12 protein-coding genes are annotated in these 12,860 nt (G+C 69.7%); 9 read left to right on the top strand and 3 right to left on the bottom strand.

The genetic code is table 11. The annotated features are described in order from the left end of the window. Nucleotides 1-15 precede the first annotated feature (15 nt). Entirely contained in the window at nucleotides 16-579 is a 564-nt protein-coding gene (locus AB0F41_RS20660; protein ID WP_357426116.1) for an alpha/beta hydrolase, read from the top strand. Nucleotides 580-592: 13 nt separating this feature from the next. Here the strand turns inward: AB0F41_RS20660 and AB0F41_RS20655 are convergent, their stop codons facing one another. After that, complete coding sequence (locus AB0F41_RS20655) at nucleotides 593-1,633, bottom strand: alpha/beta hydrolase (RefSeq protein ID WP_357426114.1); 1,041 nt, start codon at nucleotides 1,631-1,633, stop codon at nucleotides 593-595. A gap of 287 nt (nucleotides 1,634-1,920) precedes the next feature. Here AB0F41_RS20655 and mqo point away from each other — a divergent pair, with 287 nt between their 5' ends. The 6 genes from mqo to AB0F41_RS20625 all read left to right on the top strand — a co-directional run bounded on the left by mqo (nucleotide 1,921) and on the right by AB0F41_RS20625 (nucleotide 8,638). Further along, complete coding sequence (gene mqo / locus AB0F41_RS20650) at nucleotides 1,921-3,438, top strand: malate dehydrogenase (quinone) (RefSeq protein ID WP_357426112.1); 1,518 nt, start codon at nucleotides 1,921-1,923, stop codon at nucleotides 3,436-3,438. Between the two features lie 121 nt (nucleotides 3,439-3,559). Continuing rightward, nucleotides 3,560-4,009: a GNAT family N-acetyltransferase gene (locus AB0F41_RS20645; protein ID WP_357426110.1), complete on the top strand. Its 450-nt coding sequence runs from the start codon at nucleotides 3,560-3,562 to the stop codon at nucleotides 4,007-4,009. Nucleotides 4,010-4,163: 154 nt separating this feature from the next. Next, entirely contained in the window at nucleotides 4,164-6,098 is a 1,935-nt protein-coding gene (locus AB0F41_RS20640; RefSeq protein WP_357426192.1) for a VWA domain-containing protein, read from the top strand. A gap of 44 nt (nucleotides 6,099-6,142) precedes the next feature. Beyond that, on the top strand, nucleotides 6,143-6,757 hold the full coding sequence (cobO, locus tag AB0F41_RS20635; RefSeq protein WP_357426108.1) for a cob(I)yrinic acid a,c-diamide adenosyltransferase: 615 nt from the start codon (nucleotides 6,143-6,145) through the stop codon (nucleotides 6,755-6,757). Nucleotides 6,758-6,824: 67 nt separating this feature from the next. Further along, nucleotides 6,825-8,231 (top strand): cobyrinate a,c-diamide synthase, encoded by a 1,407-nt coding sequence (locus AB0F41_RS20630; protein WP_357426106.1) that lies wholly within the window; start codon nucleotides 6,825-6,827, stop codon nucleotides 8,229-8,231. Next, nucleotides 8,228-8,638, top strand: a complete 411-nt coding sequence (locus tag AB0F41_RS20625; RefSeq protein WP_357426104.1) for a cobalamin biosynthesis protein — start codon at nucleotides 8,228-8,230, stop codon at nucleotides 8,636-8,638. Before AB0F41_RS20630 ends, AB0F41_RS20625 begins: the two co-directional genes overlap by 4 nt. Before the next feature lie 61 nt (nucleotides 8,639-8,699). Here AB0F41_RS20625 and AB0F41_RS20620 read toward each other — a convergent pair whose 3' ends face one another. Together AB0F41_RS20620 and AB0F41_RS20615 are read right to left on the bottom strand one after the other, a co-directional pair. Then, complete coding sequence (locus AB0F41_RS20620; RefSeq protein WP_357426102.1) at nucleotides 8,700-9,830, bottom strand: hypothetical protein; 1,131 nt, start codon at nucleotides 9,828-9,830, stop codon at nucleotides 8,700-8,702. A gap of 1 nt (nucleotide 9,831) precedes the next feature. Beyond that, nucleotides 9,832-10,962, bottom strand: coding sequence for a phosphotransferase family protein (locus AB0F41_RS20615; RefSeq protein WP_357426100.1), 1,131 nt, complete (start codon nucleotides 10,960-10,962; stop codon nucleotides 9,832-9,834). Between the two features lie 347 nt (nucleotides 10,963-11,309). Here AB0F41_RS20615 and AB0F41_RS20610 point away from each other — a divergent pair, with 347 nt between their 5' ends. Both AB0F41_RS20610 and AB0F41_RS20605 read left to right on the top strand, forming a co-directional pair. Further along, nucleotides 11,310-11,939 (top strand): DUF305 domain-containing protein, encoded by a 630-nt coding sequence (locus AB0F41_RS20610; protein ID WP_357426098.1) that lies wholly within the window; start codon nucleotides 11,310-11,312, stop codon nucleotides 11,937-11,939. A 39-nt stretch (nucleotides 11,940-11,978) separates the two neighbouring features. Beyond that, nucleotides 11,979-12,389 carry a PPOX class F420-dependent oxidoreductase gene (locus AB0F41_RS20605; protein ID WP_357426096.1) on the top strand — a complete coding sequence of 137 codons (411 nt, stop codon included), beginning with the start codon at nucleotides 11,979-11,981 and terminating at the stop codon, nucleotides 12,387-12,389. Nucleotides 12,390-12,860: the final 471 nt, after the last annotated feature.

Genomic DNA, 12,860 nt, shown 5'->3' with positions numbered 1-12,860 from the left:
GTAGCGTCAAGCGCCATGGAATCTCGGCGCATCGCGGTCGGTGACCGGGGCTGGACGGTGCGGGTGGACGGGCCGGTGACCCAGCACAGTGTGCTGCTGCTACCCGATTCCGGCGATCCGCCGGATGTGTACGACAGGGTGTGCGCACGCCTGCACAGCTCCGATCTGCGGACCATCGCTTTCGAGACCACGGACGGTCTCGACACCCCGGGGGTGTACGCCGTACTCGACGAACTCGGCGTGTCCTGGGTGAATGTCGCGGGCCGGGGCGCCGGCGCCAGCGTCGCCTGGCAGGTGTGCGCGACGGGCTTCGGCCGGTTCGTCAGCCTGGTCGTCGCCGACCGCGGTCATCCGGCGGTACCCGATGACTCCGGTGCGGTCCTCGAGGCCGGGTGCCCGGCGGTGGAACTGCCCACCACCATCCTGGTGACCAAGGGTGTCTCCCGGCAGGTCGCCGATACCTCCGGGCGGCATGTGTACGGCGAGTTCCGGGTGGTGGATATCGACGTCGACAATGTCGCGGCCGAGGCCGATCAGGAGTTCGCCACCGAGATCGTGCTGCGTACGAGTATGTGGTGAGCGCCGGGCGGGTTCATTCCCGCGGCGCGGGGCCGCCACCGGCGAGCCAGTCCAGCCAGTTGTCGAGTTCCCGGAACGCCTCCGTGCGCGGGCCCTCCGCGGAGAGGAACACATCGTGGCGGGCGCCGTCGATGGGCACGATATTGGTGCGATCGCCCAGGCACCCCGACCAGCGCTGGATCTGTGCCACGTCGAGCACCGCGTCGGCGACATCCACCGCGGGGCCGTACTGCCGGGCGAACGTCGTGAGCTTGGAGCGCAGCAGCAGCGCGGGTACGCCGATATCCAGGCCGCGATGCAGCCGCGCCTGCCCCAGCCGGATCGCCCGCAGCCAGCCGGCCCGCACCGGGAAGCCCTCGCGTGGCTTCCAGTCCAGGTCGTAGTCCCATTCACCGGCCACGCTGTGGTGCAGACTGTCGCCATAGGCGCTGGATTTGCCGAGCGGCAGCGCGGACTTGGCCCGGAAGCGGCCCACGGTGTTGATGACCTGGGTGCCGACCGTGCGGAAATAGGCGGGACCCTGCAGATCGAACCAGGGACTGTTCAGGATCAATCCGCTGATCCCGGCCGCCGCGGTACCGCCGTCGCGCTGCAGGCGGTCCAGCCACAGCGAGGCCACCAGGCCGCCGGTCGAATGCCCGACGACCAGCACATTCGCACCGGTCTCCGCTCGGATGGCGCGCAGCGATCGGTCCAGCTCCTGGTCGTAGAGCGCCAGATCGCTGATGAAATGCGGAGTCTGCCCCGGCCGCAGCGACCGGCCGCATTTGCGTAGGTCCAGGGCGTAGAAGCGGTGCCCGCGTGCGGTCAGGTGTTCGGCCACATGGCGTTGGAAGAAGTAGTCGGTGAATCCGTGCAGGTAGAGAACCGCGTCCCCGGTTTCCGCGATATCCGCGGGCAGATGCCGGACCAGGGTCGCGACAGCCTCGCCCTCGCCGTCGGGATCGGGCCCGAGTTCCAGGGTGCGGTATTCGTACCCTTCGCCGAGGACGTCCGGGTGCCAGTCCCCGGCCTGCTCCGGCGCGCGGGTATCGGCCCGGGATTCGTTCGTCACGCCGTCCAATCTAGGCGACCACCGCGGCACCCGCGGAGCACAGTGTGACGGACGAGACCGCTCCAGCAGAGGAATTTACGTCACAATCGCCGCCCTGGCTGCGGATTCCGCGCGTGTCGAGGTGCACAATTGGCAGTAGTGAACGACGGGTAACCTACATTCGGCCGGGCCCTCGAGGGCTCATCCGGCCGCCCGTAATACAACTGCACACGCGCCCGTGCCCCAGCGGCCCCGTTATCCAACGCCGGATATGCGGCCGCGCACCAGGACAAGGAAGTCGAACACCCGTGCCGAACGCTGCCCAGACTGAAAAGACCGATGTAGTCCTCATCGGTGCCGGCATCATGAGCGCCACTCTCGGCGCACTGCTGCGCCAGTTGCAGCCGGACTGGTCGATCTCGGTGTTCGAGCGGCTGGACGCCGCCGCGGCGGAGAGCAGTGACCCGTGGAACAACGCCGGTACCGGGCATTCGGCGCTGTGCGAACTGAACTACAGCCCGCAGAAGCCGGACGGTTCGGTGGATATCGGCAAGGCGGTCGATATCAACGAGCGGTTCCAGGTGTCGCGGCAATTCTGGGCCTACGCGGCGGAGAACGGCATCATCGGCGATCCTTCCCGCTTCATCAACCCCATTCCGCACGTGAGTTTCGTGCACGGCGCCGCCGATGTGGAGTACCTGCGCAAACGGTACGAGGCGCTGTCGCGGCATCCGCTGTTCGCGGGGATGGAGTACATCGACAGCCCCGACGAGTTCGCCCGCCGGCTGCCGCTGATGGCCCGCGGCCGGGATTTCTCCGATCCGATCGCGCTCAACTGGTCCGAAGGCGGCACCGATATCGATTTCGGTGCGCTCACCAAGGAGTTGCTCGCCTATATCGGCGCCAGCGGCGGGGAGATCGGCTTCGGTATCGAGGTCCGCAACCTGTCCAAGCAGAGGGACGGCAGCTGGAAGGTCACGGTGCGCAATACCCGCACCGGACGCACCCGCACGCTGATCAGCAAATTCGTCTTCGTCGGGGCCGGGGGCGGGGCGCTGCCGCTGCTGCAGAAGGCCGGGATCAAGGAGATCCGCGGGTTCGCGGGCTTCCCGGTCTCGGGCCAGTTCCTGCGGTGTACCAACCCCGGCCTGATCGACCAGCACGGGGCCAAGGTGTACGGCAAGGCCGCGGTCGGGGCGCCGCCGATGTCCGTGCCGCACCTGGACACCCGCGTCATCAAGGGCCGGCCCGGCCTGCTGTTCGGCCCGTACGCCGGTTGGACCCCCAAATTCCTCAAGGACGGCAGTAATGCCGATCTGTTCAAATCGATCAAACCCGGCAACCTGGCCCCGATGCTCGGGGTCGGCGTCACCGAGTTGAGCCTGGTCAAGTACCTGGTCACCGAGCTGCTGAAATCGCAGTCCGGCCGGGTGTACACCATGGAAGAGTTCATCCCGCGCGCCGAGGGCCGCGATTGGGAACTCATCACCGCCGGTCAGCGGGTGCAGGTGATCCGCCGTAAGGGCGCGGGCGGGGTGCTGGAGCTGGGTACCGCCGTCATCGCCGCACAGGACGGATCCATCGCGGGTCTGCTGGGCGCCTCGCCGGGCGCCTCGACCTGTGTTACCGCGATGCTCGACGTGCTCGAACGCTGTTTCCCGTCCGAATACGCGGCGTGGACTCCCAAGCTGAAGGAAATGATTCCGTCGCTGGGTGTGAAGCTGTCGGAGAACCAGGGCCTGTTCGCCGAGGTCTGGGACTGGACCGGTAAGGCACTGCAGCTCACCGGAACCGGCGCGCACGCCCCGGTCGCGGCCGGCGTCTGACCGAAAATGCCCGAAGCGGCCCGCGGAAGTTCTCCGCGGGCCGCTTCGCCGTGTTTCGGCCCGTGAGACGGGTTACGGGAGTTCGCGTGCATCTCGCGCCGAGGTGTGATAGCAAGGCGCGATGATGTCAACGGTTGCACTCCGACGGTCATGGGCGCAGGATCTCGACACCCCGACCCTCTACGAGCTGCTGAAGCTGCGGGTCGAGGTGTTCGTGGTCGAGCAGAAATGCGCGTACCCGGAGCTGGACGGGCAGGACCTGCTGCCGGAGACCCGGCATCTGTGGCTCGACGACGAGGGTGAGGTGATCGCCACCCTGCGACTGCTCGAGGAGCACGACGACGGGGTCAAATCCTTCCGGATCGGCCGGCTGTGTACCGCGGTCGAAGCCCGGGGGCACGGTTACACCACCCGGCTGCTGCAGGCCGCGCTGGCGGAGACCGGATCGCATACGGTCCGTCTGAACGCGCAGACCTATCTGATCGACCTGTATACCAAGCACGGGTTCGAGGTCGACGGGGAGGAATTCATCGAGGACGGTGTCGCGCACGTGCCCATGCGCCGGGGGTAGCCGGACCCGGTCCGGTGCCCCGCGACCGATAGGGGGCACCGGACCGCGTCCCGCCACGTCCTAGAGTGGGTCCGTGTCGTCTACCGAAACCGCCCGGCCCGCGCACCGCACGCCCGCCCCCGAGAGTTCGGAGGCGGGGTTCCCGTTTTCGGCGGTGGTGGGGCAGGAGCGGCTTCAGCTGGCGCTGATCCTCTGTGCCGTGCATCCGGGAATCGGCGGCGTCCTGGTGCGCGGCGAGAAGGGCACGGCGAAATCGACCGCGGTGCGGGCGCTGGCCCGGTTGCTGCCGCCGGTGCCGGCCGAATCGGGTGCCCGCCCCGCGCGCCTGGTGGAGTTGCCGGTCGGCGCCACCGAGGACCGGGTCGTCGGATCGCTGGATCTGGAACGGGTACTGCGCGACGGTGAACAGGCGTTCCGTCCCGGTCTGCTCGCCGCGGCCCACCACGGCGTGTTGTACGTGGACGAGGTGAACCTGCTGCACGACCATCTGGTGGATGTGCTGCTGGACGCCGCGGCGATGGGCCGGGTGCATATCGAGCGGGACGGTATCTCGCATTCGCATCCGGCGCGGTTCGTGCTGGTGGGCACGATGAACCCCGAGGAGGGGGAACTGCGGCCCCAGCTACTCGACCGGTTCGGGCTCACCGTGGACGTGGCCGCCTCCCGCGATGTCGACGTCCGGATGGCCGTGGTGCGCCGCAGGCTGGACTACGAGGCGGATCCGGCCGGTTTCGCGGCCGCCTACGCGCCCGTCGACGCCGAGATCGCCGAGCGGATTCTCGGGGCGCGCGACCGGTTGCCCGGTATCGGGCTCGACGATGTGGAGTTGCGGCGGATCGCCGCGGTCTGCGCGTCGTTCGATGTGGACGGGATGCGCGGCGACCTGGTGGTGGCCCGCACCGCCACCGCGCACGCCGCCTGGTGCGGACGCACCGCGGTCACCGCCGACGATGTCCGGGTCGCGGCCGAACTCGCGCTGCCGCACCGGCGCCGGCGCGACCCGTTCGACGAACCGGGTATCACCCCCGAACAGCTCGACGATGCTATGAACGATGCCGCCGAACAGGCCGGTGACCACGCCGAATCCCCGACGCCGGAGCCCCCGGCAGGAGAGCACCGCACCGATACCGGCCCCGGCGATCGTGAGGGTGAAGGCCCCGATGACGATCCCGGCGGCCCCGGCGGCGGCGCGCCCGAGCCCGGCGATCCCGAGAGCGAGAAGCCCGGTAACTCCGGAGGTTCCGGGGGAACCGGCCGGACCTCCACCCCCGCGGCCGCGCCGGTGGTACCGCCGCGCTGGGAGGTGCCCGGTGTCGGCGAGGGTGCGCCCGGGCGGCGTTCCCGCGCGCAGACCCGGCAGGGCCGGGTGGTGAACACCCTCGCGGATCCGGCCACCGGCCTGCACCTCCTCGGCACCCTGCGGGCCGCCGCGCCGCAGCAGTGGGCCCGCGGCCGCAGTTACGGACCGTTGCGCCTGGCCGCGCAGGATCTGCGTGGGGCGTATCGCGAAGGGCGCGAAGGGAATCTGGTCGTTTTCGTGGTGGACACCTCCGGGTCCATGGCGGCCCGGGACCGGCTCTCCGCGGTCACCTCGGCGATCGTCACACTGCTGCGTGACGCCTATCAGCGCCGCGACAAGGTCGCGGTGATCTCGGTACGCGGAAGCGAGGCCGAACTGGTGCTGCCGCCCACCTCCTCGACCGATATCGCGGTCCGGCGGCTGGCCGGGCTGCGCACCGGCGGGAAGACCCCGCTTGCCGCGGGCCTGCGCAAAGCCCGCGAGGTGGTGCAGCGGGAGCGGGTCCGCGATCCCCGGCGCCGTCCGATGCTGGTCCTGCTCACCGACGGCCGCGCCACCGGCGGAACCGATCCGATACCCCGCGCCCGCGTCGCCGCCGCCCGGCTCGCCGCGGACGGCGTCACCTCCGTCGTCGTCGACTGCGAGCGCGGCATGATCCGGCTGGGATTGGCCGGTGAGCTGGCCGCGATGCTGCGCGGTCCGGTGGTCCGGCTGGCCGAACTGACCGGTGCCGCGGTAGCGGATGTGGTGCGGACCGGAGTGTCCGGCGGGGATACGCGGGCGGCCTGACCGGGCCCGTCCGCGTACACGAACGAGAACCGAGGAGAACTCAGATGCCCAAAGGGGTGCCGGAGAATGTGCCCGACGACGGGCTCACCACGCGGCAGCGGCGTAACCAGCCGGTACTCGCCGTGCACACCGGCCCCGGCAAGGGCAAATCCACCGCGGCCTTCGGGATGGCGTTGCGGGCCTGGAACCAGGGGTTCGATCTCGCGGTGTTCCAGTTCGTCAAGAGCGCGAAATGGAAGGTCGGGGAGGAGGCCGTGTTCCGGGAACTCGGCCGAGTGCATACCGATACCGGGGCGGGCGCTCCCGTGCAATGGCACAAGATGGGCGAGGGCTGGTCGTGGAGTCGTAAACCGGGCACCGAAACCGACCATGCGGCCGCGGCGCTCGCGGGCTGGCGGGAGATCGCCCGGCGCCTCGGGTCCCAGGAGCACCGGTTCTACGTACTGGACGAATTCACCTATCCGCTGAAGTGGGGATGGGTGGACGTCGACGAGGTGGTCGAGACCCTGCGCGCCCGCCCCGGCAATCAGCACGTTGTCATCACCGGTCGCGATGCTCCGGCCGCGCTCGTGGAGGCGGCCGATCTGGTCACCGAGATGACGAAGGTGCGCCACCCGATGGATACCGGCCGCAAGGGCCAGCGGGGTATCGAATGGTGACGCGGACCGGGGTCACCGGGATCCGGGGTACTGTCCGCCGGTGCCGCCGGGCCGGGAATATCGTGCGATGAACGCCGCCTCGGGGATAGTGCTCGCGGCCCCGGCCTCCGGCAGCGGGAAGACCACTGTCGCAACCGGACTCATCGGCGCGCTGCGCCGGGCGGGCCACCGGGTCGCCCCGTTCAAGGTGGGGCCCGACTACATCGATCCCGGCTATCACGGCCTCGCCGCCGGACGCCCCGGCCGTAATCTGGACCCGGTTCTGGTCGGGCGCGACCGGATCGCCCCGCTGTACCGCCACGGCGCCCGCGGCTGCGATATCGCGGTGGTGGAAGGCGTGATGGGCCTGTTCGACGGACGGATCGACGAGCAATCCGCCGATCCCGTCGCGGAAGGTTCCACCGCCCAGGTCGCGAGCCTGCTGGGGCTACCGGTGATCCTGGTCGTGGACGCGCGCGGCCACAGCCAGAGCCTGGCCGCGTTGCTCCACGGGTTCGCTACCTTCGACAGCGGGGTCCGGTTGGGCGGGGTGGTACTCAACCGGGTGGGTAGCGCCCGGCACGAACAGGTGCTGCGGGCCGCCTGCGACCGGGTGGGCCTGCCGGTGCTCGGCGCGCTGCCCCGGCTGGCCGAGCTCGAGGTCCCGTCCCGGCATCTGGGCCTGATCCCGGCGGTGGAACACGGGGTCGCGGCGATGCGTGCGGTGGACGCGATGACCGATCTGGCCGCGCGTCATATCGACCTCGCCGCGGTCGCCGCACTGGCCGCGACACCGGAGTCCGGGCCGAGCTGGGACGCGGTATCCGAAACAGCGGACGACACACCGCTGCCGGATGGGCCGGATCCGGTGATCGCGGTGGCCGGCGGGCCCGCCTTCACCTTCGGCTACGCCGAACACCGGGAACTGCTCACCGCCGCGGGCGCGCGGGTTGCCGTCTTCGATCCGCTGCACGACACCTTGCCGCCCGATACCGCGGGGCTGGTGCTGCCGGGTGGATTCCCGGAGGAGCATGCGGGCACGCTGGCGGCGAATACCGGACTCCTGGCCGCGGTGGCGGATCGAGCCCGGGAGGGGCTACCGATCCATGCCGAATGCGCCGGCCTGCTGTACCTCGCCCGATCTCTGGACGGGCATCCGATGGCGGGGCTCATCGACGCGGCCGCCGAATTCGGGCCCCGCCTCACACTGGGTTACCGGGAAGCGGTGGCACTGGGCGATTCCACGCTGTGGCGGACCGGTGAACGGGTCCGCGGCCACGAGTTCCATCGGACCCGGCTGGTGGAATCCGGCGATGCGCCACCCGCGTGGGGCTGGCGGACCGCGGGGGAGCGGGTGCGCGAGGGTGCGCTCGTGCACGGGGTGCACGCCTCGTACCTGCATACCCATCCGGCCGGCAACCCGGTAGCGATGCGCCGGTTCGTCGCCGCGGCGCGCGCCCATCAGCGGCTGGGTCCCGCAGCGCGAGCCCGGTGAGCGGCGGAGACCGGTCCGAAACCGGCGCACCGCGCGCGACGCCGGACCCGGGAGCGCTCGCGGTCGGTCTCGGTCTGCGCCCGGATCTGTCCGCCGAGCGAATTCTCGCGGCACTGGTGGAAGCCCTTCCCGGGCAGCGGATAGCCTGCCTCGCGACGCTGGACCGCCGGGCCGGTGAGCCGGGCGTCCGCGATGCCGCCGCCGCGCTGGGCGTGCCGCTGCACGGCTATGCCGCCGAGCAGCTGGCGGGGGTGCCGGTCCCGAACCCGTCTGAGCGGGTGGCCGCCGCGCTGGGTATCCCGGGTGTGGCCGAGGCCGCGGCGCTGCTGGCCGGTACCGGGCCCTTGCTCGTACCGCGGCAGGTGGCCGGGGGCGTCGTGATCGCCGCGACTGCCGCGCCCGACTGATCGGCCGACTGCACCGGCACCGGTTCGACCACGGGGTGCCGGTCGTCGCCGCCCTCGACCGCTACGGCGCCACCGACAGCAGATCGGCGAAACCCGTGGGATCGTGCCGCCCGACACTGGCGTGTTCGAAAAGCCCCCAGCCCTCGGCATCCCCGCAGCGGGCGTGCGCGATATGGTCGGTGACACCCCAGGGCATCCGGCCGGCGATCGCCGGATCGGTCAGATCGTAGGTGTTGGCCCACGACCAGTCGCGGCCCTTCCACTGTCCGTGCAGCCAGTCCGGGTCGCCACCGTAACCGCAGCCGATATGCAGCGGAATCCCGGTGACGGTGCGGATATCGATGGTCAGCGGTTTGCCGTCGGAGGTCCGCAGCTCCAGGCTCGCGCTTTCCGGATGGCGGGTCCCGGACCGGTAGTCGATGGTGATCCGCGGCCAGCCCAGCTGTTCGACCGAACCGTCCGGGAACACGCGCACGGCGTCGTTGAGGGTGCGGTAGCCGTCCGGGTTCTCCTGGAGGATGACCACCACCGCGAAATCGTCGAAACGCAGCGGTACGTACAGCCACCAGAACCCGCCGGACCCTTCGGTGGCCGCCCGGCCGGGTGGTTCGGCCTCGCCGACGGGGCGGATACCCCAGGATCGGTCCCGGGTGCCTGTCCAGATCGCCGGATCGACCGCGATATCCTCGCCGTGCAGCGCGATCGTGCCCGCCCAGGCGCCGACCTGGGCGAACCGGGAGGCGTCCAGGGTCGGGCGGTTACCGGTGAGCATGACGTGCGGCTGTTCCTGGACCGCGGGGAAGGCGCCGGTCCAGGTGAGGTCCAGGCCGAGATCCTCGTGCTCGCACACCACCCGGACCCGGTGCAGTGGTTCCACGACCTCGATCCGGTAACCGCCGACCGCCATATCCAGGCTCCGGTCGGTGCGGGCGTCGGAGAACCGCACCGAGGTGATCTCGTTCCCGCGGCGCAGCGCCGCGTAGGCGTCGACGACACCGAGATTCGGATACACCCCGAATCCGGTCACCAGCATGAGCGCGCCGTCGCGGTTGTGCGCGTTGAAATAACTGCGGTCGTAGAAGTTGCGATCACTGGACGCGGCCCGGGCGATGGGCAGCGGCGTCTGGTGGATCGGATACTCGTCCAGGGGACCCGGTGCCATGGCCGGGGTGTGGGCGGCGTTTTCGCTCATCTCAGTCCCATCCGTAGGTGCCGTCGAGCATGGCTTCCAGGGTGGCGCGGTGCATGATGTAGTCGTCGCGCTCCGCCGGTGCGGTGTCTTCACCCATATGGATCATGCGGCGTTTGATGCGCGCCATGACGATCGCGTGCCGCAGCGCGGAATAGGTGAGGTAGAAGTCCAGATCCCGGACGGTGTGGCCGCTGACCTTCTCGTAGTGCGCCACCACCTCGTCGCGGCGCAGGAAATCCGGGAGCCCGGGGAAATCGAATCCGGTGGCGATGTCCTGGAAGAAACGGTGCAGGAAGATCATCCACGCCAGATCGAGCTCCCGCGGCCCCAAAGCGGCCATCTCCCAGTCCAATACGGCGATCGGGGTGAACCCGTCGTAGATGATGTTGCCGGGCCGGGCGTCGCCCCAGCTCAGCACCTCGGGTCCGGGGTCGTCCGGGAAGTTGCGGTCCAGCCAGTCGAAAGCGCGCTCGATCAGCGGGATCTCGTAACCGTCGTCGGCCAGCGCCCACTTGTACCAGGCTCGATCGGCGTCGAGATGGCGGCGCAACGCCGAACCCGGCCCGTCCAATTCGGGGAACCGCCGCGCCGGATCGGGCAGCGCGTGGATGCGGGCCAGGATATCGAGGGTGTTGCGGGTGAGCTCGGCCCGTTCGGCGGGGGTGGCGTCGTAGAGCCAGCCGGCGAAGACATAGGGCGGATTGTCGCCCGGGATCCGGCCCTGCACCCGGTCCATGACGAAAAACGGCGCACCGCACGCGGTGCTGTCGGTTTCCAGCCAGCGCAAGCGCGGAACGGGGACGTCGGTGGCGGCCGCGATCTCGGTGATGACGCGGTACTGCAGTGCCAGATCGTATTTCTCGAAGACCGGGAACGCGCCCTCCTCCGGGATCATCCGCGCGACGAAGGCACCCTCGCCGGGCTCGCCGCCGGACGTCCAGTGCGCGTCGAACAACACCGACGCGCTGGACAGGCCACCTGCGAGCGGGCGCTGCAGATTGCCGATCACCGGTGGATCGTCGGCCCCGACCCGCTGTCGTAGCCATTCGGCGAGCTGGCCCGCCAGCGAATCCAGATCGCGTTCGCTGGTGGTGAGCTGCATATGTTCGGTGGGGTTCACATCGTCGGGCATCATCGTCCTCCTGACGCCATCCGGCCTGGACGCGGAGACCGGCCCACCACCGTCCCGGTGACACGCCATCGGGCCGCCGCGTGCGGGAACTGTAACGTGTTTCAGTCCGGTCGGTGTGCGATTCGGCGGATCATCGGCCTGCGAGAACATCGCATATCGGCCCCCGTGCCCGGAGGGCGGACCATAATCCGTCGATACCGGGGTGTTGGGCGGTTCGAGAGGACTGCGCGGTCCTGGCCAGTGTGATTCGGGAGGACTGTGTGGTTCGTGAGGGCGAGGACGGGCGTGGCGCGGTATCGGTGCCGCCCCGACGGGGCGGGTCCGGGCCGGGCGGCCGGAGGGCGATCGTGAACCGCGTGCGAAGCGGCGTCGCCGTCGCCGTGGCGGCCGGGTTGCTGCTGGTGCTGGGGGCGGCGATTCGTCCTCTGTTCGTCGACGACCCCGTGGCACCGGAGATCCTGTCCGCCACCGAGATCGGTTTCGTCCAGGATATGGCCGCCCATCACCACCAGGCCCTGGTGATGGTGCAGCGACTCGATCCCGGCGCAGAACCCGCTGTGCGGGGCCTGGCCCGGCAGATCGAGGACACCCAGCTCTCCGAGATCGGTACCCTGCTCGGCTGGTTGCGGCTGGCCGGGGCGCCGGCGGCGGGTCCGGCCCCGATGAACTGGATGCCGGAGCGCACTCGCGACCACCATGGGGCGCACGATCCGGGCGCGTCCGCCATGCCGGGAATGGCCACCCAGAGCGAACTCGACTCGCTGTCGGCCGCGCGGGGCCGTTTCGCCGCCATCCTCTTCCTGCAGCTCATGCAGCGGCATCACGAGGGCGGTATCGCCATGGCCCGGGTGGCCGACGCGCTGCTCACCCGCGGAGTGGTGAAGCAGGTGGCACGCGAGATGATCACCGCGCAAACCCAGGAGTCCGGGTTGATGGCGCTACTGCTGGCACAGCTGGATGCGAATCCGCCGGGCTGAGCCGGAATGAACCTCCGGCGGTGTGGGTTGCTCGTGATCATGAGCGCTATCTCGTTGCCCGATACCGTCAAGAAGCACATCGACGAAGGGAAGCTGTTCGTCACCGTCGCCACCATCGGGCGGGACGGGCATCCGCATCTGACCGTCACCTGGATAGACCGTGAAGGCGACGAGTTGGTCTACTCCACCACGACCGACCGGGTACAGGGCAAGAACCTGGCCCGCGACCCGCGCATCACCGTACTGATCACCCCGCCGGACAACCCGTGGGTATACGCGGAGATCCGCGGGACCGCCACGCTCACTCCGGACCCCGACATGGTGTTCGGCGACCGGATGTCGATCAAGTACACCGGAAAGCCCTACGCCGAGTTCAACCCGGCGGCGGCGGACGACGGGCCGCGAGTGGTGGTTCGGATCACCCCTACCAAGATCACCGGGAGGATGTGAACCCCGCGCCACCCGGAGCGCTGTCCGCTCTGTAGGACTGCCTCAGCGGGTGGGCCCGTCCTGGGTCTGTTGCGACGGAGCGGAGGTGTGCGTACCAGCCATGGGCTGTGGTCGTTGAGCACTTACGTGATCGCGGAACGTACTCGGGTGGTTGAGCAGGCTTGGTCGTGAAGGTGGGGGGTGGTCTTGCTCGCCGAGGTGAGGCAGGTGGCCTTGCCCGTGAAGGTGGGGAGGTGGCCTTGCCCGCCGAGGTGGGGAGGAGCCCACTCGCCAGGGTGAGGGGTGACCTTGCTCGTGAAGGTGGGGAGATGACCCCTTCTCGCCGAGGTGAGAAGGTGACGCCACTCGCCGAGGTGAGAAGTGACGCCACCCGCGGAGGTGAGAAGTGACGCCACCCGCGGAGGTGAGAAGTGACGCCACCCGCGGAGGTGAGAAGTGACGCCACCCGCGGAGGTGAGAAGTGACGCCACC

This window comes from Nocardia sp. NPDC024068, assembly GCF_040638875.1.
In the GTDB taxonomy this organism is placed as follows: domain Bacteria; phylum Actinomycetota; class Actinomycetes; order Mycobacteriales; family Mycobacteriaceae; genus Nocardia.
Note: the sequence above shows the minus strand (reverse complement) of the source record. Positions and strands in the feature narration are given on the sequence as shown.

Bases quoted from the DNA above. Each gene is read 5' to 3' on its own strand.
- AB0F41_RS20630 (WP_357426106.1), top strand. From the start codon at position 6,825: ATGAACGCCGCCTCGGGGATAGTGCTCGCGGCCCCGGCCTCCGGCAGC.
- cobO (WP_357426108.1), top strand. From the start codon at position 6,143: ATGCCCAAAGGGGTGCCGGAGAATGTGCCCGACGACGGGCTCACCACG.
- AB0F41_RS20605 (WP_357426096.1), top strand. From the start codon at position 11,979: ATGAGCGCTATCTCGTTGCCCGATACCGTCAAGAAGCACATCGACGAA.
- AB0F41_RS20620 (WP_357426102.1), bottom strand. From the start codon at position 9,830: ATGAGCGAAAACGCCGCCCACACCCCGGCCATGGCACCGGGTCCCCTG.
- AB0F41_RS20660 (WP_357426116.1), top strand. From the start codon at position 16: ATGGAATCTCGGCGCATCGCGGTCGGTGACCGGGGCTGGACGGTGCGG.
- AB0F41_RS20645 (WP_357426110.1), top strand. From the start codon at position 3,560: ATGATGTCAACGGTTGCACTCCGACGGTCATGGGCGCAGGATCTCGAC.
- AB0F41_RS20615 (WP_357426100.1), bottom strand. From the start codon at position 10,962: ATGCCCGACGATGTGAACCCCACCGAACATATGCAGCTCACCACCAGC.